19 protein-coding genes are annotated in these 20,924 nt (G+C 67.9%); 7 read left to right on the top strand and 12 right to left on the bottom strand.

What is annotated here, in order from left to right:
• Positions 1-118: 118 nt before the first annotated feature.
• The 3 genes from HMPREF2914_RS09145 to HMPREF2914_RS09135 all read left to right on the top strand — a co-directional run bounded on the left by HMPREF2914_RS09145 (position 119) and on the right by HMPREF2914_RS09135 (position 3,153).
• A complete protein-coding gene (locus HMPREF2914_RS09145; protein ID WP_003092173.1) occupies positions 119-874 on the top strand; it encodes a DeoR/GlpR family transcriptional regulator in 756 nt (251 codons plus the stop codon).
• A 278-nt stretch (positions 875-1,152) separates the two neighbouring features.
• Positions 1,153-2,691: a glycerol-3-phosphate dehydrogenase gene (gene glpD / locus HMPREF2914_RS09140; RefSeq protein ID WP_003109717.1), complete on the top strand. Its 1,539-nt coding sequence runs from the start codon at positions 1,153-1,155 to the stop codon at positions 2,689-2,691.
• Between the two features lie 132 nt (positions 2,692-2,823).
• Positions 2,824-3,153: a GlpM family protein gene (locus tag HMPREF2914_RS09135; RefSeq protein ID WP_003119370.1), complete on the top strand. Its 330-nt coding sequence runs from the start codon at positions 2,824-2,826 to the stop codon at positions 3,151-3,153.
• A 16-nt stretch (positions 3,154-3,169) separates the two neighbouring features.
• Here HMPREF2914_RS09135 and HMPREF2914_RS09130 read toward each other — a convergent pair whose 3' ends face one another.
• Complete coding sequence (locus tag HMPREF2914_RS09130; protein ID WP_003098462.1) at positions 3,170-4,156, bottom strand: alpha/beta fold hydrolase; 987 nt, start codon at positions 4,154-4,156, stop codon at positions 3,170-3,172.
• A 298-nt stretch (positions 4,157-4,454) separates the two neighbouring features.
• On the opposite strand from HMPREF2914_RS09130, the gene metR reads away from it, so the two are divergent.
• Positions 4,455-5,375: a transcriptional regulator MetR gene (gene metR, locus HMPREF2914_RS09125; protein ID WP_003092181.1), complete on the top strand. Its 921-nt coding sequence runs from the start codon at positions 4,455-4,457 to the stop codon at positions 5,373-5,375.
• Between the two features lie 5 nt (positions 5,376-5,380).
• On the opposite strand, the gene HMPREF2914_RS09120 is transcribed toward metR, so the two are convergent.
• The 6 genes from HMPREF2914_RS09120 to HMPREF2914_RS09095 are packed head-to-tail and all read right to left on the bottom strand — an operon-like array spanning position 5,381 to position 13,251.
• Positions 5,381-6,631: an OprD family porin gene (locus tag HMPREF2914_RS09120; RefSeq protein WP_023092587.1), complete on the bottom strand. Its 1,251-nt coding sequence runs from the start codon at positions 6,629-6,631 to the stop codon at positions 5,381-5,383.
• 52 nt (positions 6,632-6,683) lie between these two features.
• Positions 6,684-7,889, bottom strand: a complete 1,206-nt coding sequence (locus HMPREF2914_RS09115) for a 3-oxoadipyl-CoA thiolase (RefSeq protein ID WP_023092586.1) — start codon at positions 7,887-7,889, stop codon at positions 6,684-6,686.
• A 22-nt stretch (positions 7,890-7,911) separates the two neighbouring features.
• Positions 7,912-9,444, bottom strand: coding sequence for a 3-hydroxyacyl-CoA dehydrogenase (locus HMPREF2914_RS09110; protein WP_023092585.1), 1,533 nt, complete (start codon positions 9,442-9,444; stop codon positions 7,912-7,914).
• Positions 9,441-10,238: an enoyl-CoA hydratase gene (locus HMPREF2914_RS09105; protein WP_023092584.1), complete on the bottom strand. Its 798-nt coding sequence runs from the start codon at positions 10,236-10,238 to the stop codon at positions 9,441-9,443. Before HMPREF2914_RS09105 ends, HMPREF2914_RS09110 begins: the two co-directional genes overlap by 4 nt.
• A 59-nt stretch (positions 10,239-10,297) precedes the next feature.
• A complete protein-coding gene (locus HMPREF2914_RS09100; protein ID WP_023980097.1) occupies positions 10,298-11,485 on the bottom strand; it encodes a CaiB/BaiF CoA transferase family protein in 1,188 nt (395 codons plus the stop codon).
• 38 nt (positions 11,486-11,523) lie between these two features.
• Positions 11,524-13,251: an acyl-CoA dehydrogenase family protein gene (locus HMPREF2914_RS09095; RefSeq protein ID WP_023092582.1), complete on the bottom strand. Its 1,728-nt coding sequence runs from the start codon at positions 13,249-13,251 to the stop codon at positions 11,524-11,526.
• 113 nt (positions 13,252-13,364) lie between these two features.
• On the opposite strand from HMPREF2914_RS09095, the gene HMPREF2914_RS09090 reads away from it, so the two are divergent.
• The gene (locus HMPREF2914_RS09090) at positions 13,365-14,252 is read left to right on the top strand and encodes a LysR family transcriptional regulator (protein ID WP_003092195.1); all 888 of its coding nucleotides are present in this window, start codon (positions 13,365-13,367) and stop codon (positions 14,250-14,252) included.
• Positions 14,253-14,470: 218 nt separating this feature from the next.
• Positions 14,471-15,880, top strand: a complete 1,410-nt coding sequence (locus HMPREF2914_RS09085; protein WP_003098472.1) for an MFS transporter — start codon at positions 14,471-14,473, stop codon at positions 15,878-15,880.
• On the opposite strand, the gene HMPREF2914_RS09080 is transcribed toward HMPREF2914_RS09085, so the two are convergent.
• The 3 genes from HMPREF2914_RS09080 to HMPREF2914_RS09070 form a co-directional block, all read right to left on the bottom strand.
• Positions 15,877-16,950: a bifunctional transcriptional activator/DNA repair enzyme AdaA gene (locus tag HMPREF2914_RS09080; protein WP_023092581.1), complete on the bottom strand. Its 1,074-nt coding sequence runs from the start codon at positions 16,948-16,950 to the stop codon at positions 15,877-15,879. The genes HMPREF2914_RS09085 and HMPREF2914_RS09080 overlap by 4 nt on opposite strands.
• 89 nt (positions 16,951-17,039) lie before the next feature.
• The gene (locus tag HMPREF2914_RS09075; protein WP_023092580.1) at positions 17,040-18,362 is read right to left on the bottom strand and encodes an APC family permease; all 1,323 of its coding nucleotides are present in this window, start codon (positions 18,360-18,362) and stop codon (positions 17,040-17,042) included.
• 199 nt (positions 18,363-18,561) lie between these two features.
• Positions 18,562-19,377 (bottom strand): carbon-nitrogen hydrolase family protein, encoded by an 816-nt coding sequence (locus tag HMPREF2914_RS09070; protein WP_023092579.1) that lies wholly within the window; start codon positions 19,375-19,377, stop codon positions 18,562-18,564.
• 127 nt (positions 19,378-19,504) lie between these two features.
• On the opposite strand from HMPREF2914_RS09070, the gene HMPREF2914_RS09065 reads away from it, so the two are divergent.
• On the top strand, positions 19,505-20,290 hold the full coding sequence (locus HMPREF2914_RS09065; RefSeq protein WP_003092207.1) for a helix-turn-helix transcriptional regulator: 786 nt from the start codon (positions 19,505-19,507) through the stop codon (positions 20,288-20,290).
• A 27-nt stretch (positions 20,291-20,317) separates the two neighbouring features.
• On the opposite strand, the gene ykgO is transcribed toward HMPREF2914_RS09065, so the two are convergent.
• Positions 20,318-20,470, bottom strand: a complete 153-nt coding sequence (ykgO, locus tag HMPREF2914_RS09060) for a type B 50S ribosomal protein L36 (protein WP_003092209.1) — start codon at positions 20,468-20,470, stop codon at positions 20,318-20,320.
• Positions 20,470-20,733 (bottom strand): type B 50S ribosomal protein L31, encoded by a 264-nt coding sequence (locus tag HMPREF2914_RS09055; RefSeq protein ID WP_003092213.1) that lies wholly within the window; start codon positions 20,731-20,733, stop codon positions 20,470-20,472. Before HMPREF2914_RS09055 ends, ykgO begins: the two co-directional genes overlap by 1 nt.
• Positions 20,734-20,924 lie beyond the last annotated feature (191 nt).

Here is a 20,924-nt window from a genome sequence, read left to right as displayed (position 1 = left end):
GGCGGCCGGGTGCCGCCGCGGCGCCCTCTACGACTCATGCACGGCTGACAACGGCCCCCCGCGTGCGGCATTCTTGGCGACTTTCCAGGGTCCCGGCCCGGCAGCACGAGAACAACCCATGAACCTGCCCCCCCGACAGCAAAGCATCATCGAGGAGGTCCGCGAGCGCGGTTACCTGAGCATCGAGGAGATGGCGCAGATGTTCGCGGTCACCCCGCAGACCATCCGCCGCGACATCAACCAGCTCGCCGAACAGGGACTGCTGCGCCGCTACCACGGCGGTGCGGCCTACGATTCGAGCATCGAGAACACCGCCTACACCATGCGCGCCGACCAGATGCGCGACGAGAAGCAGCGCATCGCCGAAGCCGTGGCCAGCCTGGTGCCGGACAACGCCTCGCTGTTCATCAACATCGGCACCACCACCGAGGCCATCGCCCGCGCCCTGCTCAACCACCGTAACCTGAAGATCATCACCAACAACCTGCACGTGGCCGCCACCCTCAGCGCCAAGGAAGACTTCGAAGTGCTGGTCGCCGGCGGCACCGTACGCAGCGACGGCGGCATCGTCGGCCAGGCCGCGGTGGACTTCATCCAGCAGTTCCGCGTCGACTTCGCCCTGGTCGGCATCAGCGGCATCGACGAGGATGGCAGCCTGCTCGACTTCGACTACCAGGAGGTGCGCGTATCCCAGGCGATCATCGACAACGCGCGGCAAGTGTTCCTGGCCGCCGACTCGAGCAAGTTCGGGCGCAACGCGGTGGTCCGCCTGGGCCCGATCTCGCTGGTCAACCGGGTCATCAGCGACAGCCCGCCGCCCGCCGCCATCGCCCGCCTGATGGCACAGCACAAGGTTCACCTGGACCTGGTCTGAGGCATTTCCCCTGCCACGGCGCCGTTCGGCGCCGTGAATGTTCGTTTCAGAAAAACCACCTGCCGACCCCTCTCCATACGCCACGACCCTCGGCGGCCGCTTTCCCGCATGCGGAAGAGGGGCTGTTCCCGCGCGGACGGGCAAACCGGTAGCGCCCGGGCAACCCTTCGAAATTGAAAAAGCCTGGTGAATCGGGCTGGTCAATAACTGCGCAATCGACTAAGCTATTTTCGAATTCGAACAAAACTACGTTCACTTTCGACTTCAGGGCCTTTCACATGAGTCAAGCGCACACCCCCTCCGCTCCACTCGCCGAAGTCTACGATGTCGCCGTGGTCGGCGGTGGCATCAACGGTGTAGGGATCGCCGCCGACGCAGCCGGGCGCGGCCTGTCCGTGTTCCTTTGCGAACAGCACGACCTGGCCCAGCACACCTCCTCGGCCAGCAGCAAGCTGATCCACGGCGGCCTGCGCTACCTCGAACACTACGAATTCCGCCTGGTCCGCGAAGCCCTGGCCGAGCGCGAGGTCCTGCTGGCCAAGGCGCCGCACATCGTCAAGCCGCTGCGCTTCGTCCTGCCGCACCGTCCGCACCTGCGCCCGGCCTGGATGATCCGCGCCGGCCTGTTCCTCTACGATCACCTCGGCAAGCGCGAGAAGCTGCCCGCCTCGCGCGGCCTGCGCTTCACCGGCAGCAGCCCGCTGAAGGCCGAGATCCGCCGTGGCTTCGAGTACTCCGACTGCGCGGTGGACGATGCGCGCCTGGTGGTGCTCAACGCAATCTCCGCCCGCGAGCACGGCGCCCACGTCCATACCCGCACCCGCTGCGTCAGCGCCCGTCGCAGCAAGGGACTCTGGCACCTGCACCTGGAGCGCAGCGACGGCAGCCTGTATTCGATCCGCGCCCGCGCCCTGGTGAACGCCGCCGGCCCCTGGGTGGCGCGCTTCATCCAGGACGACCTGAAACAGAAGTCGCCCTACGGTATCCGCCTGATCCAGGGCAGCCACATCATCGTGCCGAAGCTGTACGAAGGCGAGCACGCCTACATCCTGCAGAACGAAGACCGCCGCATCGTCTTCGCCATCCCCTATCTGGACCGTTTCACCATGATCGGCACCACCGATCGCGAGTACCAGGGCGACCCGGCCAAGGTGGCGATCAGCGAAGAGGAAACCGCCTACCTGCTGCAAGTGGTGAACGCCCACTTCAAGCAGCAACTCGCGGCCGCCGACATCCTGCACAGCTTCGCCGGCGTGCGTCCGCTGTGCGACGACGAGTCCGACGAGCCTTCGGCGATCACCCGCGACTACACCCTGTCGCTCTCCGCCGGCAACGGCGAGCCGCCGCTGCTCTCGGTGTTCGGCGGCAAGCTGACCACCTACCGCAAGCTGGCCGAATCGGCGCTGGCGCAGCTCCAGCCGTTCTTCGCCAATCTCGGCCCGGCCTGGACCGCCAAGGCACCGCTGCCGGGCGGCGAGCAGATGCAGAGCGTCGAGGCGCTCACCGAGCAACTGGCCAACCGCTACGCCTGGCTCGACCGCGAACTGGCGCTGCGCTGGGCGCGCACCTACGGCACCCGGGTGTGGCGCCTGCTGGACGGGGTCAATGGCGAAGCCGATCTCGGCGAGCACCTGGGCGGCGGCCTGTATGCCCGCGAAGTGGACTACCTGTGCAAGCACGAGTGGGCCCAGGACGCCGAGGACATCCTCTGGCGCCGCAGCAAGCTCGGCCTGTTCCTCTCGCCGAGCCAGCAGGTGCGCCTCGGCCAGTACCTGCAGAGCGAGCATCCGCATCGCCCGCGGGTGCATGCGGCCTGATCGCCAGCCAGAAACGTCGAGGCCCGCTTTTGCGGGCCTCGTTCGTTATGGAAGGGTACGGGACGATCCGGGCATAATGCGCGACGCCACCAAGCCGGTGGCGCCGCCGCAGTCGAGAATCCCGTGGACCTGATGTTCAAGGCGCTGATCGGCGCCGCCGTGGTCGTGCTCCTCGCCGTCCTGTCGAAGACCCGCAACTACTACATCGCCGGCCTGGTGCCGCTGTTTCCCACCTTCGCCCTGATTGCCCACTACATCGTCGGCAAGGGCCGTTCGCTGGACGACCTGAAGACCACCATCGTCTTCGGCATGTGGTCGATCATCCCCTACTTCGTCTATCTCGCCGCGCTCTACCTGCTGGTCGAGCGCTTCCGCCTGGAGACCTCGCTGGCCCTGGCGGCGCTGGCCTGGCTGGTGGCGGCAAGCGTGCTGGTGGGCCTCTGGGTACGCCTGCACGCCTGAGACCGCGAGCGCGGCTTCAGAGCTGGACGACGCTGGCCTGCCGATGGGCCTTCAGGTAAGGCACCACCGCCGCCAGCAACGGCTCCTTGAAGGCTTCCTGGAAGCGATGGGCGAGACCGGGGATCAGCTTCAGCTCCGAGCCACGGATATGCGCCGCCACGTGCACGCCGTGCATCACCGGCAGCAGCGGATCGGCGGTGCCATGGATCACCAGGGTCGGCACCTGCAGACGGTTCAGCAGCGGCACCCGGCTGGGTTCGGCGAGGATCGCCAGCAATTGCCGCTGCACGCCTTCCGGGTTGAACGCGCGGTCGTAGGAACGTGCGGCCTGCAACAGAAGTTGCTGGCGATCGTCGCGCACTTCCGGGCTGCCCAGCGCCGCCAGCAGGTCGGCCTGCTGCTCGACCGCCTGCTCGCGGCTGGCCGCCTCGCGCCGCGCCAGCAGGCGCAGCAGCGACTCGCTGGGTGCCGGCAGGCCTTCGGCGCCGGAGCTGGTCATCACCAGGGTCAGGCTGAGCAGGCGCTGCGGCGCCATGTCGGCGATGTGCTGGGCGATCATCCCGCCCATGCTGGCGCCGAGCACATGGGCCTGGGGGATATCCAGCGCATCGAGCAGATGCAGGGCATCGCCGGCCATGTCGGTGAGGGTATAGGGCGCGCTGACCGGCAGGCCGAGGCGATAACGCACCACTTCGTAGGTCAGCCGCGAGCTGGGCACCGGCACGTTCCAGGCCGACAGGCCGACGTCGCGGTTGTCGTAGCGGATCACCCGGAAGCCTTGCTCGCACAGGGCGCTGACCACCTCGTCCGGCCAGTGGATCAGTTGCCCACCCAGGCCCATCACCAGCAGCAGGGCCGGATCGCTGTCGCGGCCGATGCTCTGGTAGGCCAGGCGCACGTCGCCCAGTTCGACCGTCTCGGTAGGTACGCGTGCGTCGCAACGCGCCGCCGCAAAGGAGGAGAGGCTGCACAACAAGGCGGCCAGGAAGATGAAAGCACGCATGAAGAAAACCCAGAACGCAAAACCCCAGTGGAGCGCGATTCTGATTAAATTTCGTCCAGCGCGCTGCCACAGTAGCGTGACAGTTTGATGAATGCCGCCAGGCGGTCGTGGCGTTGTGGCTCTGCGGCGTTGCGCCGCTGCTCCGGGCCGCCGTCCCGTGTGCCGGGCTATTCTCCCCGTCGCTCCACGATCGCGCGCTCTGCGGGATCGAGGCCATCGCTTGTCGACAGCCCCTGGCGTATGAGACAAACTCAACGAATCCGCACCGCTATCAAGTTTTGCTCATACAGAGGCCGCCATGCTCGAACTTCGCCACCTCAAGACCCTGCACGCGCTGCGCGAAGCCGACAGCCTGGTGGAAGCCGCCGAGCGCCTGCACCTTACCCAGTCGGCGCTGTCGCACCAGTTCAAGGAACTGGAAGAGCGCCTGGGCATGCAGTTGTTCGTGCGCAAGACCAAGCCGGTACGCTTCACCAGCGCCGGGCTGCGCCTGCTGCAACTGGCCGACTCGCTGCTGCCCCAACTGCGCACCGCCGAGCGCGACCTGGCGCGGCTCGCCGGCGGTACCGCCGGACGCCTGCACATGGCCATCGAATGCCACAGTTGCTTCCAGTGGCTGATGCCGACCATCGACCAGTTCCGCGACGCCTGGCCGGAAGTCGAACTGGACCTGGCCTCGGGCTTCTCCTTCGCGCCGCTGCCGGCCCTGGCCCGCGGCGACCTCGACCTGGTGGTGACCGCCGACCCGGTCGAGTTGCCCGGCATCACCTACGTGCCACTGTTCACCTACGAAGCGCTGCTGGCGGTGGCCAACCAGCATGCCCTGGCTGGTCGACCGTACGTCGTCCCGGAGGACCTGGAGCGGGAAACCCTGATCACCTATCCGGTGGAACGCGATCGTCTCGACGTCTTCACCCGCTTCCTCGACCCCGCCGATGTGGAGCCGGCGCAGGTGCGCATAGCCGAGCTGACCGTGATGATGATGCAGCTGGTGGCCTCCGGTCGCGGCGTCTGCTGCCTGCCGAACTGGGCCCTGCACGAGTACAGCTCGCGCGGCTACGTGACGGCCCGGCGCCTCGGTGAAAAGGGCCTGTACTGCACGCTCTTCGCCGCCATCCGCACGGACATGTTCGATGCGCCATTCATGCGCGACTTCCTGCTCACCGCCAAGGACACCTCCTTCGCCACCCTCGAAGGGGTCAGCGCCGCCAAGGGCTGAGCGGCTCAGAACAGCGGCAGCTCATAGGTCAGGTACAGGCGGTTCTCGTCGATGTCGCGGCTGAAGGCCGAACGGTAGGTAGCGTTGCGCCAGACCAGCCCCAGTCCCTTCAGCGGACCGCCCTGCAACACGTAGCGCAGGTCGCTGTCGCGTTCCCACTCGCGACTGCCGTCGGCGCCCTTCGGTTTCGCGCCATGGCCGCTGAAATAGCGCGTCATCAGGCTCAGGCCGGGCACCCCGAGCGGCGCGAAGTCGCAGTCGTAGCGCAGTTGCCAGGAGGACTCGCCAGCCTCGGCGAAGTCGTTGTACTGGCCGAAATTGACCAGGTACGGATCGGTCCCCTCCAGGTAGGGGAAGCCGTGGTCGCCACTCATCCGCTGGTAGCCCAGGCCGAAGGCCTGGCCGTTGCGCAGGCGGTAGGTGAGCGACCCGCTGAAGGAACGGTTGTCGATGCGCCCGCCGCGAGCGCCGCCGGTATCCCGGCTGAGCGCCAGGCGCAAGTCGCTCTCCAGGCTATCCGCGGCGACGCCGATGCGCCCCTTGAGACCGAGGAAATGCTGGGCGTAGACCTGCTCCAGTTCGCCATAGTGGTAGCTGCCGGTCCAGTCCGGGGTGATACGGTAGTCCAGGCCAGCCAGGTCGAAACGGTCCGCCTGCGCCGCGCCGGCGAAACGCCGGTTGCGGTTGAACAGCGCCAGGTCGCTGGTGCCCGCCTCGTTGCGCTGGCTGACCTCGGTCAGCCGTCCCAGGTTCAGGCTCAGTCCGCTCAGTTCGCCGGAAGTCAGCAGCGCGCCCTGGAACACCTGGGGGAATAGCCGCCCGTAGTTGGGCTGGATGGTCGGTAGCTTCGGCACCAGGCCGCCGACCTTCAGCTCGCTGCGCGACAGGCGCAGCTTGGCGGTCGCGTCCAGCCGCGCGTAGTCGCCCGCCGCGCTGCCATCGTCGCGAAGCGGAAGCAGGCCGGTGCCGCTACGCCCCGCGCCGGAATCGAGCCGGACGCCGAGCTTGCCCAGCAGGTCGAGACCCACGCCGAGGGTGCCCTCGGTATAGCCCGAGCGGTAGTCGAAGAGAAAGCCCTGGGCCCACTCCTCGCTTTTCGCACGCCCCACGCCATCGCGGAAGTCGCGGTTCATGTAGAAGTTGCGCAAGGCCAGGCTGGCCCGCGAGTCTTCGAGGAAGCCCTCGGCCAGGGCGGGAACGCTATCGCCGGCAAGGATCGGCAGCAGGAAAAACGCGCATTTCTTGTTGTTGTTCATACGCACTCCGGACGGGCGCCTGGGCGCCTCTTTTTCTAGGGGGAACGGTGTCTCATCGGCAGCGCTCGATCACCATCGCCACGCCCTGGCCGAGCCCGACGCACAGGCTGACCACCGCGTAGCGCCGCTCGATGCGTTGCAGCCCGCGGGCGGCGGTGAGCACCAGGCGCGCACCGGAGGCGCCGAGCGGATGGCCGAGGGCGATGGCGCCGCCATGGGGATTGACCCGCGGGTCCTCGTAGTCCAGGCCGAGCAACTTCAGGCAGGCCAGGACTTGCGGCGCGAAGGCTTCGTTGATCTCGATCAGGCCGACCTCGTCCAGGTCGATGCCGGCGCGTTGCAGCGCGCGGAGGATCGCCTGCTGCGGGCCGATGCCCATCAACCGGGGCTCGACGCCGACGCTGGCGCTGGCGAGGATCCGCGCCAGCGGCCGGATGCCCTCGCGCTCGCCGATCGCGCGATCGCCCAGCAGCACTACCGCCGCCCCGTCGTTGATCCCCGAGGCATTGCCGGCGGTCACTACCCCGCCGGCGAACAACGCCGGCAAGCGCGCCAGGGCCGCCAGGTCGGCCTGCGGCCGCGGATGCTCGTCGCGCTCCACCAGCCGCGTCTCGCCCTTGCGTCCGGCACGCACCTCCACCGGAAGGATCTCGCCGAGGAAAAAGCCCTCCTCCAGCGCAGCCTGGTAGCGCGCCTGGGAAGAAGCGGCGAAACGGTCGGCGTCCTCGCGGGCGATGCCGAAGGCGCGGGCCACGTTGTCGCCGGTCTCCGGCATGCTGTCGTTGCCATAGCGCTCGACCAGCCTGGGGTTGGCGAAGCGCGCGCCGATGGTGCTGTCGAAGACCTCCAGCGTGCGGCTGAAGGCGCTCTCCGCCTTGGCCATGACGAACGGCGCCCGGGACATGCTTTCGGCGCCGCCGGCCAGGTACAGCCGGCCCTCGCCGCAACTGATCGCGCGCGCCGCGTCGATCACCGCCGACAGTCCGCTGGCACACAAGCGGTTGACCGTCTGCCCGGGCAGCCGCGCCGGCAGGCCGGCTGCGAGCAGCGCGTTGCGCGCCAGGTTGCGGCTGTCTTCGCCGGCCTGGTTGGTGCAACCGAGGATCACATCCTCCAGGTCGTCGACGGCGAACCCGGAGGTTTCCGCGAGACGCGCCAGCAGCAGGCCGGCCAGGTCGTCCGGACGCACCGTCGAGAGTGCACCGGCATGCCGGCCGAAAGGCGTACGCAGGCCGGCGTAGATATAGGCATTGAGCATGGTGTGTTTCTCCGCGAAGGGATCAGGAGGCCAACGGGCTGTCCGGCTGGCGCAGGGAAAGGCCCAGTTGGGCGCGCCGGCGCAGCCAGGGGCTGGGGCGATAGCGCGGGTCGCCGCTGAGCGCATGCAGGCGTTCGAGGATGCGCAGCACGCGCCCGGCACCCATTCGGTCGCCCCACTCCAGCGGCCCCAGCGGATAGCCGAGACCGAGGCGCACCGCCAGGTCGATGTGCTCCACCGAAGCGATACCCTGCTGGGCGATGTCACAGGCGAGATTGACGATCGAGGCGAGGGTGCGCTGGACGATGAACCCGGCGCTGTCGCGAATCAGCGTGACGCCCACGCCGTCCCGTGCGAACAGGGTGCGAGCGGCCTGCTGCAGCTCCGCTCGGGTCGCCGGGCAGGCCATCAGGCAGCGGTGTCGCTCCAGGTCCGACAGCACGTCGATGGCCAGGCTGCGCGTCGGATCGACGGCGAACCGCCGCGCTGCGGCGCTGACGTCGGCGCCCAGTGGCGCAAGCAGGCACAACGCCGCCCCGGAAGGACGCTCGCCGCTCTCCACCTCGGCGCCCAGACGTTGTAGCAACGTCAGCAATGGCGCGCGGTCATGTTCGTCGTCGACGCCCAGCCACACCGGCGGCAACGCCGCGCCTGGCGCAACCGCCGGGGCGGCGGCGGGCACCTGCCCAGCGCCGTCGTAGCGGTAGAAGCCCTGGCCGCTCTTGCGCCCCAGGCGGCCGGCGGCGAGCATCTCGCGCAGCAAGGGATGCGGACGATAACGCGGCTCTTCGTAGTACTGCCGGTAGATCGACTCCATCACCGGCAGGCTGACGTCCAACCCGACCAGGTCGAACAACTCGAACGGGCCCATGCGGAAGCCGGCGCCCTCGCGCAGGACTTCGTCGATCGCCGCCACCGGCGCCACGCCCTCGCCGAGGATACGCAGCGCCTCGGTGCCGAAGGCCCGTCCGGCATGGTTGACGATGAAGCCGGGGCTGTCCGTGGCACGCACCGACTGGTGGCCGAAGGTCGCCACCAGGGCGCACAGTCGCTCGGCGATGCCGGTGCGGGTGGCGAGACCGTCGATCACCTCCACCAGACGCATCAGCGGCACCGGATTGAAGAAGTGCAGACCGGCGACCCGGCCGGGATCGCGACAGGCCGAGGCGATCGCGGTAACCGACAGCGAGGAGGTATTGCTGGCGAGGATCGCTTCGTCGCCGACCACCTCTTCCAATTGGCGGAACAACGCCTGCTTGGCCTCCAGGTTCTCGACGATCGCCTCGATCACCAACTGGCAGCCGCGTAGGACCCGCAAGTCCTCGACCACCCGCAGATTGCCCATCGCGCGCGCGGCAGCCTCCGCCTCCAGCCGGCCCCGCTCCACCTGCCGGGCAAGGACCGTGGCGATCTGCTCGCGTGCTTGCAGCGCCGCACCCTGGCGGCTGTCGTAGAGCAGCACCGACAGCCCGGCACAGGCAGCGAGCTGGGCGATGCCCTGGCCCATGGCACCGGTACCGACGATACCGATGAGAACGATCGGTGGCTCGCTCATTTTCCCAGGTACTCCGCTGTGCGTTTTTCCAGGAAGGCACGCATGCCCTCCTTCTGGTCGTGGCTGTCGAACAGCAACTGGAAGGCCTTGCGCTCCAGCGCCAGGGCCTGGTCCAGCGGCAGGTCGGCGCCGGCCAGGACCACTTCCTTGATCTGCGCCAGCGCCAGCGGCGGCAGGCCGGCGATCTGGCGAGCCAGTTCGAGGGCGCGATCCAATGCCTGGCCATCCGCCGCCACCTCGCTGACCAACCCTATGGCCAGGGCCTCCGGCGCCCGTACCGTGCAACCGGTAAACAGCATGCGCAGCGCCTGGAACTTGCCCACCGCTCGCACCAGGCGCTGGGTGCCGCCGGCGCCGGGCATCACGCCGACACGGATTTCCGGCTGGGCGAAGCGCGCCGAGGCACCGGCGACGATCAGGTCGCAGTGCATCGCCAACTCGCAGCCTCCGCCCAGGGCATAGCCCTCCACGGCGGCGATCAGCGGCTTGCGGCAGGCGGCGAGGGCCTGCCAATGGCGCTCCACCCCGCGCTGCTGGATCTCCAGCGCGGACGCCTCCGCCAGTTCGTTGAGATCGGCGCCGGCGGCGAACGCCGTGCCATTTCCGGTGAGGACGATGACCCGGGTATCGGCGCACTCGTCGAGGCGCCGTACGTGCTCCGCCAGAGCCTCGCGCAGGCGCATGTTCAGGGCGTTGAGCACTGCCGGGCGGTTCAGTCGCAACAGGGCCACGCCCTGCTCCGGCCGCTCCAGCAGCACGAGTTCGGGGCTCACCGCCCCAGGGGAGGAATCCATGGCCATCTCCAATTGCCCGGGGATTGAGTTGCACGGCGCAGGCCGTGCCGTGCGGGGTTTCAGGCGCGGACGATGCCGCGCCGGACCAGCGCGTCGATCGCCTCGGCGCTCAATCCCAGTTCCGCCAGGACTTCCCGAGTGTCTCCGCCCAGCACCGGCGGCGCGGCGCGGTAGCTGGCCGGGGTGCGCGAAAGCTTCACCGGAGAGGCGATGCCGCGATAGCCCTCGAGTTCGACGACCATCCCGCGATGGCGGGTGTGCGGGTGTTCCACCACCCGATCCACCGTGGCGATGGCTCCGCAGGGCACGCCGAGACGGATCAGCCGCTCGGCCAGCTCGCGACCGTCGTGGGCCGCCAGGTAATCCTCCAGGGCGCGCTTCAGCGCCTCGCGGTTGACCGAGCGCTTGCCGTTGTCGGCGAAGCGCGGGTCCCCCGGCAGTTCATCGGCTCCCAGGTACTCGCACAGGCGGGCGAACTGGCGGTCGTTGCCGACGGCGAGGAAGATCGGCTCGGTACCGGTGCGGTAGCTGTCGTAGGGCGCGATGTTCGGATGGGCGTTGCCGCTACGCCGGGGCGTACGTCCGGAAGCGAAGTAGTTCGGCAGGTGCGGGTGCAGCAGGGAAATACCGCAGTCGTACAGGGCGATGTCCACCGACTGCCCGCGCCCGCTGACCTGGCGCTCGTGGAGGGCGAGGAGGATGCCGGCCATGGCGTTCAGCCCGGTGACCATGTCGACGATCGGCAGGCCGATGCGCAACGCGTCGCCGCCGGCCTCGCCGTTCACGCTCATCAGTCCGGCCATCGCCTGGATCGCCGCGTCGTAGCCGGGCAGGCCGCCGAGCGGGCCGTCGGCGCCGAAGCCCGATACCGCGCAGTGGACCAGCCGCGGGAAGCGCTGGCGAAGCACCTCCTCGTAGCCGATCCCCCAGCGCGCCAGGGTGCCGGGCTTGAAGTTCTCCAGCAGTACGTCAGCGTCCTCCAGCAAGCGCAGCAGCAGCTCGATGCCCTCCGCCGTCGCCAGGTCGACGGCGATGCCCTTCTTGTTGCGGTTCACGCCCTTGAAGTAGGACGCCGTGTCGCCCTCGAAGGGTGGCCCCCAGCCACGGGTCTCGTCGCCGCCGAGGGGTTCCAGCTTGATCACCTCGGCGCCGTGGTCGGCCAGCGCCTGGGAGCAGTAGGGTCCGCCGAGGACCCGGCTGAGATCGATGATTTTCAGGCCACGCAGGGCGCCCGCCTGATTGGTCATGGCGACTCTCTGGTTGTTGTGAGCGGGAATGCGGGCAGTCAGGCCGGCAGCAATTGCATGGCTTCGGCCTGGCTCAGCGGCACCTCGCCGACCACCCTGGCCAGCAGTTCGGCCTGGTCGGTCCAGCCCTCCAGGCGCAGCGGGTCGCGCGGCAGCAGCTTGTGCCGGGCGACCAGGAAGGCCAGGGCCAGGCGGCGCTGGTCGGGTGCCTGGCGGCTGGCCTCCCAGGCCATGAAGATCGCCGTGCACAGGTGATAGAGGGCGCTGCCGGCCTGGCGCACCTGCTCATCCTGGCGGCGCTCGGCGACGTCGGCCATGGTCGCGACCACTCGCACCAGCAGTTCGTCGAAGAGGTCGCGGGCGTCCCCTGGCAGGTCGCTGTCATCCAGCAGCCGGCGCAGGTGGCGCTGCAAGGGTTCGAGCGCCTGTTCGCGGCTCGCCGCACGGGCGACGTCCAGCGCCACGATGTTGCTGGTACCCTCCCAGATCGACCCCAGGTGGGCGTCGCGCACCAGGCGCGGGTCGCTCCACTCCTCGATGTAGCCGACCCCGCCGCGCACCTCCATGGCGTCGCCGGTGACCCGTCGCGCATCGCGGCAGGCGCGGAACTTGATCAGCGGAGTGAGGATCCGCACGCATTTCTGCGCCTCGACCTCGCCGCCATCGGCGCGCGGCAGCAGCGTGGCGATCTGCATGAACATCGAACGCGCCTGTTCGGTGGGCAGCATCATCTTCAGCAACTGCTTCTGCATCAGCGGCATGTCGATCAGGTGCTTGCCGAAGGCGTGCCGATGGCGGGCGACGAACAGCGCCTCGCTCAGCGCCCGGCGCATCAGCCCGGCGGCGCGCACGCCGTTGGACAGGCGCGACATGTTGACCATGTCGGCCATCTGCTGGAAGCCGCGGCCGATCTCGCCGATCAGGTAGGCGCTGGCGCCTTCCAGGCGGACTTCGCCGCTGGCCATGGAGCGGCTGCCCAGCTTGTCCTTCAGGCGGACGATGCGATAGGCGTTGCGCGTGCCGTCCTCGCGGACCTTCGGCAACAGGAACAGGGTCACGCCCTTCATTCCTTCCGGCGCGCCTTCGGGCCGGGCCAGGACCATCGCCAGGTCGGCGTCCGGGTTGGAGCAGAACCACTTGTCGCCGTAGAGCTTCCACTCGCCGCCCTGCTCCCGCGCCACGGTACGGGTCCGCGCCACGTCGGAGCCGGCGGCCTGCTCGGTCATGAACATGGCGCCCTGGAACAGCTCGTCGAAATCCCGCGAGGCGAGGGACGGCAGATAGCGCTCGACCAGTTCCGGCGCGCCGAACCTGCGCAGGGTGCGGGTCAGCGAGTCGGTCATGCTGACCGGGCAGCAAAGGCCGAACTCGGCCTGTACGAACAGGTGGGTGAGCGCATACTTCACCAGCGGCGGCGGGCCGTCCGGGCGATGGCTCATGGAAGCCAGGCCGAGTTCGGCATAGGCCACCCGTTCGAGGGCGACGTAGTCCGGATGCTTGCGAATGCTCTGCAAATCCTCGCCGCGGCGGGTGCGCGGCGCCAGCACCGGCGGGTTCTTGTCCGCCGCCAGCGCCAGCACGTCCAGCTCGCCGCCGGCACGGGCGCCGAGCCGTTCGAGGAGCGGCCGCCATTCGGCGAGCAACGCCGGCGGCAGGTATACCTCCAGCAGCCGCTCCAGGGCCGGATCGCAGGTGTAGAGATTCAGCCCACGGCTGTCGGGGATGTTCAGCGTATCTTCGCGAAGTACTTCGGGCATGGCGGTCATGGCGCGGCTCCTGCTTGTCTTGCGCCGAGACTAGGCGAGTGGTTCGATAAGCATCCAATACAAAAAAAATCATCGACGATAAGAAAAACAGATCGTAGAACCAGGTGCCTGCCATGGATCTCAGACAGCTTCGCTACTTCATCGCGGTCGCCGAGGAACTGCATTTCGGTCGCGCCGCGGCTCGCCTGTTCATCTCCCAGCCGGCGCTGAGCTTCGACATCAAGAAGCTGGAGGAACAGCTCGGAACCCAATTGCTGCTGCGCAACAACAAGTCGGTGAAGCTCACCGGCGCCGGCCAGGTCCTGCTGGTGGAAGCGCGCAACCTGCTGCTGCAGGCAGAGAAGGTGAAACGCCTGACCCAGCTATCCGCCGAGGGCGACGTCGGCCAGCTGCGCGTCGGCTTCGTCAACTCCATGCTCTACCGCGGCCTGCCCAGGGCCATGTCCCGCTTCGAACGGGAGCACCCGAACATGGAGGTGGTGCTCGGCGAAATGAACAGCGCGGAGCAGGCCCAGGCGTTGCAGCGCGGGCAGATCGACCTGGGCTTCGTGCACTGGGGCAGGCTGCCGGCGGAAATCGTCTCCGAACCCTTGATCAGCGACCCGTTCCTCTGCTGCCTGCCCGCCGGGCACCGCCTGGCAGGCCAGGCGCGTCTGGACCTCGCCGAACTGCGCGACGAAGACTTCATCCTCTTCCCGCGCCATGTCTCCCCGCACTACCACGACCTGATCATCGCCCGCTGCGTGGACGCCGGCTTCAGCCCGCGCATCCGCCACGAGGCGCGCCTGTGGCAGACCGTCGCCGCCATGGTCGGTCTCGGCATGGGCGTCGCGCTGATCCCGGAGACCCTCTGCCTGGCCTGGCGGAACGAGGTGCGCTACCTGGAGATCGAGCCGGCCGGCGCGCGTTCGGAGATCCACGCGATCCTTCCGGCCAGCGAACCTTCCCGGGCGGCGCAGGCGTTCCTGGCGACGCTGAAGAGCGGCCTGGACGACGCCTGAGCGAGGGCTGACGGAAAACGTCGATATGGAATCCCTTATCGAGCCATAAGATTAAAAGACTATTGATTTGCGGGGGTGCCACCTAGACTCCGAGGCACCCGGGTCAACACCGACGCACGCTCTCCATCCACGGAAACCAGCGTTTCCGCCCCGCCTTTCAGCGAAGGGCGGTAGGGAGCGGCGTGTCGGCGAGAACAACAATAAACAGGACTCGACCTATGCCGCGCACGCCCTCTCCCGAAGACGCCGACCTGCACAAGAAGGCCCGCAGGGCCGGTATCGCCTCCTTCATCGGCACCACCATCGAGTGGTACGACTTCTACATCTACGGCCTGGCCGCCGCCCTGGTGTTCGGCAAGGTATTCTTCCCCGCCGACATGGATCCGGGCCTGGCCACCCTGCTGTCCTTCGTCACCCTCTGGTCGGGCTTCATCGCTCGCCCGCTGGGCGGGATCATCTTCGGCCATCTCGGCGACCGCATCGGCCGCAAGACCACCCTGGTGATCACCCTGATCATGATGGGCATCGCCACGACCTGCATCGGCCTGTTGCCGGTCTATACGCAGATCGGCATCTGGGCGCCGATCTCCCTGGTGGCGCTGCGTATCGTCCAGGGCATCGCGGTCGGCGGCGAGTGGGGCGGCGCGATCCTGATCGCCAGCGAAAGCGCGCCCAAGGGCAAGGGCATCCTGTACGCCGCCTTCGCCCAGCAGGGCTCGCCCACCGGCAACCTGCTGGCGACCCTGGCGTTCTTCGCCCTCAGCGCCCTGCCCGCCTCGGACTTCATTCTCTGGGGCTGGCGCGCGCCGTTCCTGCTCTCCGCAGTGCTGGTCATCGTCGGCATGGTGATCCGCCTGAAGCTGGAGGAGTCGGAAGACATGAAGCGCGTGCTGGCGCAGAAGCGCACGGTGAAGCTGCCGCTCGCCGAGGTGCTGGGCAAGCACTGGAAGATCGTCCTGCTCGGCGCCGGCGTGCTGCCGATCATCCACGTCACCTACTTCAAGAGCACCTTCGCCCTCTCCTGGGCGACCAAGACCCTCGGCTACAGCCAGGGCACCTTCCTCAGCATCATCGTGGTCGCGCTGGTGGTGCAGTTCCTCAGCCAGCCGCTGGGGGCGCTGCTCACTTCGCGCATCGACATGCGCAAGGCGGCATGCCTGATGGTGCTGCCGGAGTTCATCCTGATGCCGGCGATGTTCTTCGCCGTGGAAACCAAGGTCTACTGGATCGCCGCGGTCGGCATGTGCCTGGCCACGGTGCCGCACGCGATGTTCTACGGCGCGGTGGGCGGTATCCTCGCCCGAGCCTTCCCGGCGCGGGTGCGCTACACCGGCCTGTCGCTGGCCTACCAGCTCTGCTCGCTGCTGGTCGGCGGCGGTACGCCGGTACTGGCCCAGTGGATTCTCAACAGTACCGGCAGCATCGTCGGCGTGGCCCTGGCCTCGGCCTGCTACGCGCTGGTCTCGCTGGCCTGTACCCTGGCCCTGTTGCGGATCACCGGGTTCCACGCCAGCGACCTGTCGACCGCCGAGCGCGCCGACGCCGAGGACTTGCAGCGGCCCGCAGCGGTCGAGCGGGAACCGGTGTTGCGCGCCCCCGCCCGGCTACTGGGCGGCGATCCCGGCTAGCCGGCACCGTCCATGCGCCGCTCGTGCTCCAGCAACCAGCGCTTGCGCCACAGGCCACCGCCATAACCGGTCAGGGAACCGTCCGAACCGATGACGCGGTGGCAGGGAATCACGATGGCGATCTGGTTGGCTCCGTTGGCGCGGGCCACGGCGCGCACCGACGACGGCGAGCCGATGGACCTGGCCAGCCCGGCGTAGCTCTGCGTGCTGCCGCACGGTACCTCGCGCAGCGCCTGCCAGACCGTGCGGGTGAAGGCCGAGGCGTTCAGCGCCAAGGGGGTCTGGAAGCGCACTGGAGTACCGCCGAAGTAGTCGGCGAGTTCCGCCTCGATCCTGTCGATGGAGGCGAAACGGCCGAAACCGATGCTCGATCCGCTGCTCTTCTGCAGGCGTTTCAGCTCCCCGCTCAACGCCGGGCGGTCGAAGAATTCCAGCAGGTGCAGGGCCTGCGCATCGGCCACCGCGAGCATGGCGCCGAGCGGGGTCTGCAGCCAGTCCGCCTTGAGCAGCTCGCGCCCGCGCAACTGCGACGGCGTCTCGCCCAGCAGCCGCGCGAAGGCGCTACGGAAGCCGCTGTCGGAGTCGAAGCTGGCATCCAGTTGCGCGTCGATCACCCGCGCGCCCGAGGACAGCCGCTCGGCGACCTGGCCAAGACGGCGCAGGCGAGCCATTTCCAGAAAGGTCACGCCGAACTCGCGCTTGAAAGCACGGCGCACGGTGGACGGGTCATAGCCCAGCGCCGCCAGGTCGTCTTCGAACCAGCGCCGCTGCGGTTGCCGACCGAGGCGCTGGAGCAGGTCGCTGACCAGCGGCCCCTGCGTGCCGAGCCGTTCCAGCGGCCGGCAACGCAGGCAGGGCCGGAAGCCGGCCTCGACGCAGCCCTTGATCGAATCGAAGAACAGGGTGTTCTCGCGCTTCGGCTTGCGCGCCGGGCAGGTCAGGCGGCAGAACACCCCGGTGCTCTTCACCCCGACGAAGGCGAAGCCATCGTAGGCGGGGTCGCGCGCCAACAGCGCGGCATACAGGGTGTCGTCATCGGGAAGGGGAAGGAACAACGCTGCGTCGGACATGGCCGGCTCCGGAATCAGGGAGGCGATGGATAGCCACTCTAGGCCAGGAGCCTGCGCCTTGCCGCCGCGAAACGGGCGTCGATTCTTTCTCAGCCCTCCTCGAAACGCATCTCCGGCGGCGGCTCGCGGAAACCGTGGGTGATCGCCGCCAGGTACACCGCGCCCAGCGCCAGCCAGCAGAGGCCGAGGATGATCGCCAGATGGTCGAGGCTGGCCATCAGCCACAGGTCGGCGACCAGGCCGATGCCAGGGAATACCAGGAACAACAGGGTTTCCCGTGGACCGCGGCGCTCGGCGCCAAGGTAGTAGTGGAAGACCACCGACAGGTTGACCAGGCTGAAGGCGAGGAAGGCGCCGAAGTTGATGAACGACGTGGAGGTGGTCACGTCCATCTGTAGCGCCAGCAAGGCCACCACACCGCACAGGACGATGCTGTTCACCGGCGTCTCGAAGCGCTTGCCGAGACGCCCGAAGAACGGCCGCGGAAGGACGCCGTCGCGGCCCATGGCGAAGAGCAGGCGCGAGGCGCTGGCCTGGGCCGAGAGGCCGGAGGTGAACTGGCCGACGATCAGGCCGACCAGGAAGAAGGTCACGAACAGGTCGCCACCGATGTTGCGGGCGATCTCGTAGGCCGCCGAGTCCGCGCTGTCGAAGGCGAACGACGGGTGCGCCAGTTGCACGAAGTACGAGGTGACGATGAAGATCAACCCGCCCAGCAGGGTGATCAGCAGGATCGCCCGCGGGATGTTGCGCCGCGGGTCGCGGGTTTCCTCGGTCAGGGTGCTGACCGCGTCGAAACCGAGGAACGAGTAGCAGGCGATCGCCGCACCGCTCATCACCAGCGGTACCTGCAGGTCGCCACCGAGCAACGGTTGCAGCGACCATAACGGCTTGCCCGGGTCGCCCAGCACGTAGTGCACGCAGAGCGCGACGAAGGCGCCGAGGACCAGGAACTGCACCAGCATCAGCAGGCCATTGACGTTCTTCGCCAGGCGCAGGCCGACGACGTTGATCGTCGTGGTCACGCCGATGAACGCCAGCACCCAGACCGCGTTGGGTACCGCGGGAAAGGCCGAGTGCAGGTAGGCGGCGCCGATCAGCCAGATCGCCATCGGCAGGAACAGGTAGTCGAGCAGCACCGCCCAGCCGGCGATGAAGCCAAGCCGGGAATCGATGGCCTTGCGCACGTAGGTATAGGCCGAGCCGGCCACCGGGAAGGCCGCGGCCATGCGCCCGTAGCTGAGGGCGGTGAAGAGCATCGCCAGGGAAGCGGCGATGTAGGCGGCGGGGACGTGTCCCTGGGTGGTCTCGGCGAGGATGCCGAAAGTCCCGAGGACGATGATGGGGGTCATGTAGGCGATGCCGAACAGCACCACGGAACCCAGCGACAGGGTGCGCTTGAGTCTGGCCATTACTGCTTACTCCGGAATTATCGTTTGTTATGGCAGTGGCCCGCAGCCGGCCAGGCCGCGGGACGCAGGGGCCTCCCCTCACCCGGGAGACCGGCGGACGCTCAGGCGCCCATCGTTGTGCTACGGCTTTCCGGGCCGATCCTCGCCCGCTCGCTGGCGGGCGGAGGACGACGCGACGCTCCTGTCGCGCCGTGGTGAATCAGGGAATCAGCAGCTCGCGCAGGCCGTCCGGGTGCTCGCGGCGCTCGCCGGGCAGGACCAGGCGACGCTCTTCGAGGTAACGGTAGTCCCGACGCGCATCCTGCAACCGGCCGAGGTCCAGTTCGACGATCTGCCGGCATTCTTCGCGCCCGGCCTCGCAGAGCAACTGGCCATAGGGATCGACCACCGCGCTGCCGCCGGCGAAGACCAGCCCGCCGTCGCCATGCCCGACGCGGTTGACCATCACCGCGTAGGCCTGGTTTTCCATGGCGCGGGCCATGATCGCGGTGCGATGGGTCGGGCCATAGGGGTCCATGTTGCCATTGGTCACGATGATCAGTTCCGCACCCAGTTGGCCGAGGGCCCGCGCGCTTTCCGGGAACTCGATGTCGAAGCACACCAGCAGGCCGACCCGGATGCCGTTCCACAGGGCGGTGGCGTAGCGGTCGCCAGGCGTGAAGATGCCGCGGTCGGAGGCCCACAGGTGGGTCTTGCGGTATTTCAGGGCGATGCCGTCGGGAGCGATCAGCAGGGTGGTGTTGTAATAGCGGCCGGCGTCCGCCTCGGCGATGCCGATCGCCACCGAAACGTTACGTTCACGGGCGACGCGCTGCACCGCGCTGACCGTCGGGCCGTCGAGCGGCTCGGCGAGGGCGGCGATGTTGCCTTCGCTGGGGAAGCCGGTCAGGTGGGTTTCCGGGAACACCACCAGTTCGGTGTCCGCCGCACAGTCGGCGATGGCCGCCAGGGCGCGTTCCAGGTTGTGCGCGGTGTCGCCATCGCGACCGGCGATCTGGACGAGTTCGACTTTCATCGGAATTCCTTGTTGTTCTCGGCGCTGTTCGGCACGCGCGCTGTTCGTATGCAGGGGTCGGCACAGTATGCTTGGCGTTCCCCGCGCCGATAATTACGTCCGAGGGTTAACCCAACAGGGGTAGAAGATGAGTTTCACCTTGCAGGACATCGCCTGGCACCGCTCCGTCGGGCAACTGGTCGAGGCGCTGGATGCGCCGGACTTCTGGATTCGCCTGGTACGCCTGCTCGAACAGTACGTTCCGTTCGACAGCTGGGTGGCCCTGCTGTTCAGCCAGGGCCGGCCACAGGTGTTCGCCGAATGCCCGGGCGCCGACGGCGGGCCGGATCCGCTGTTCCAGGACTACCTGCGAGGCCTCTACCTGCTCGACCCGTTCTACATCGCCAGCCGCGAGAACCCGTGCAGCGGCCTGTTCCGTCTGGCCGACGTGGCACCGGAATGCTTCGAGCAGACCGATTACTACCAGCGTTACTTCCGCCTCAACGTGGTGGCCGATGAAATCCAGATCAACGTCCAGCTCTCCGGCGAACGCACCCTCTGCCTGTCGCTCGGCTCGCGGCGCCGCTTCACCCCCGAGCAACTCGCCGTGCTCGGTCTGGTGCGGCCCTGGGTGGCCGGGCTGATGCGCCAGCGCCTGGCCTTCGAGGACGAAGTGTTGAACAGCCCCGCGGCGCCGGAGCCGGGCTGGCAGGGTTCGCTGGAGAAGGTCGCGGAGCAGATGGGCACGCCGCTGACGGCGCGCGAACTGGAGGTCGGCAGGCTGATGCTCAGCGGCTGCTCGAGCAAGGAGATCGCCCGCAAGCTGGCGATCTCGGCGGAAACCGTGAAGGTCCACCGCAAGCACATGTACGGCAAGCTCGGCATCAAGTCGCAGTCCGAGCTGTTCGGCCTGTTCCTCCAGGCCCAGGGCTGACGGGACGGGCGACCGTCCCGTCGCCGCTCAGCGGCGCTTGATCTTCGGCTTCGGCCGGCCCTGCACGCACTTGAAGCGCGGATTCGACTTGCAGATCACGTAGAGCCGGCCACGGCGCTTCACCACCTGGCAATCGCGATGGCGCAGCTTGGCCTGTTTCAGCGAGGCGAGGACTTTCATCAGGCCCCCTTGCCGCCGACGAAGCCGGCGAAACGCTTGTTGAACCCGGCCACGCGGCCTTCGCTCTTGGTCTTGCGCTGTTCGCCGGTGTAGACCGGGTGCGAGGCGCTGGAAACGTCCAGCGTCACGTAGGGATAGGTCTTGCCGTCGGTATGGGTATGGGTCTTGTCGGTCTCCGCGGTGGAGCCGATCAGGAAGTACACGTCGGCCGAGGTGTCATGGAACAGGACGGGACGGTATTCGGGATGGATGCCGGGTTTCATGGGGATGCCTCCTACATAATGTTATATAGTTACATATTACTCCGATAAGAATAATTCGCAACTCCGGAAAGAGTTCCCGGCGACCATTCGGCCGCTCGACCATCCAGACACAATTATTAGCTTGCTTTCTATCCCCGTTTGTTTCCCATAATCAGCGCTTGGTTAGCGCGGGGGGAACCCGTCGTAGACGC

This window comes from Pseudomonas sp. HMSC067G02 (assembly GCF_001813485.1).
In the GTDB taxonomy this organism is placed as follows: Bacteria; Pseudomonadota; Gammaproteobacteria; order Pseudomonadales; family Pseudomonadaceae; genus Pseudomonas; species Pseudomonas aeruginosa.
This window is presented reverse-complemented; position numbering and strand designations above follow the sequence as displayed.

Coding starts and splice junctions, on each gene's coding strand:
- HMPREF2914_RS09080 (WP_023092581.1), bottom strand. CDS start 16,950: ATGTCCGACGCAGCGTTGTTCCTTCCCCTTCCCGATGACGACACCCTG.
- HMPREF2914_RS09090 (WP_003092195.1), top strand. CDS start 13,365: ATGGATCTCAGACAGCTTCGCTACTTCATCGCGGTCGCCGAGGAACTG.
- HMPREF2914_RS09075 (WP_023092580.1), bottom strand. CDS start 18,362: ATGGCCAGACTCAAGCGCACCCTGTCGCTGGGTTCCGTGGTGCTGTTC.
- ykgO (WP_003092209.1), bottom strand. CDS start 20,470: ATGAAAGTCCTCGCCTCGCTGAAACAGGCCAAGCTGCGCCATCGCGAT.
- HMPREF2914_RS09085 (WP_003098472.1), top strand. CDS start 14,471: ATGCCGCGCACGCCCTCTCCCGAAGACGCCGACCTGCACAAGAAGGCC.
- glpD (WP_003109717.1), top strand. CDS start 1,153: ATGAGTCAAGCGCACACCCCCTCCGCTCCACTCGCCGAAGTCTACGAT.
- HMPREF2914_RS09135 (WP_003119370.1), top strand. CDS start 2,824: ATGTTCAAGGCGCTGATCGGCGCCGCCGTGGTCGTGCTCCTCGCCGTC.
- HMPREF2914_RS09095 (WP_023092582.1), bottom strand. CDS start 13,251: ATGACCGCCATGCCCGAAGTACTTCGCGAAGATACGCTGAACATCCCC.
- HMPREF2914_RS09070 (WP_023092579.1), bottom strand. CDS start 19,377: ATGAAAGTCGAACTCGTCCAGATCGCCGGTCGCGATGGCGACACCGCG.
- HMPREF2914_RS09145 (WP_003092173.1), top strand. CDS start 119: ATGAACCTGCCCCCCCGACAGCAAAGCATCATCGAGGAGGTCCGCGAG.
- HMPREF2914_RS09105 (WP_023092584.1), bottom strand. CDS start 10,238: ATGGATTCCTCCCCTGGGGCGGTGAGCCCCGAACTCGTGCTGCTGGAG.
- metR (WP_003092181.1), top strand. CDS start 4,455: ATGCTCGAACTTCGCCACCTCAAGACCCTGCACGCGCTGCGCGAAGCC.
- HMPREF2914_RS09065 (WP_003092207.1), top strand. CDS start 19,505: ATGAGTTTCACCTTGCAGGACATCGCCTGGCACCGCTCCGTCGGGCAA.
- HMPREF2914_RS09120 (WP_023092587.1), bottom strand. CDS start 6,631: ATGAACAACAACAAGAAATGCGCGTTTTTCCTGCTGCCGATCCTTGCC.
- HMPREF2914_RS09100 (WP_023980097.1), bottom strand. CDS start 11,485: ATGACCAATCAGGCGGGCGCCCTGCGTGGCCTGAAAATCATCGATCTC.
- HMPREF2914_RS09130 (WP_003098462.1), bottom strand. CDS start 4,156: ATGCGTGCTTTCATCTTCCTGGCCGCCTTGTTGTGCAGCCTCTCCTCC.
- HMPREF2914_RS09055 (WP_003092213.1), bottom strand. CDS start 20,733: ATGAAACCCGGCATCCATCCCGAATACCGTCCCGTCCTGTTCCATGAC.
- HMPREF2914_RS09115 (WP_023092586.1), bottom strand. CDS start 7,889: ATGCTCAATGCCTATATCTACGCCGGCCTGCGTACGCCTTTCGGCCGG.
- HMPREF2914_RS09110 (WP_023092585.1), bottom strand. CDS start 9,444: ATGAGCGAGCCACCGATCGTTCTCATCGGTATCGTCGGTACCGGTGCC.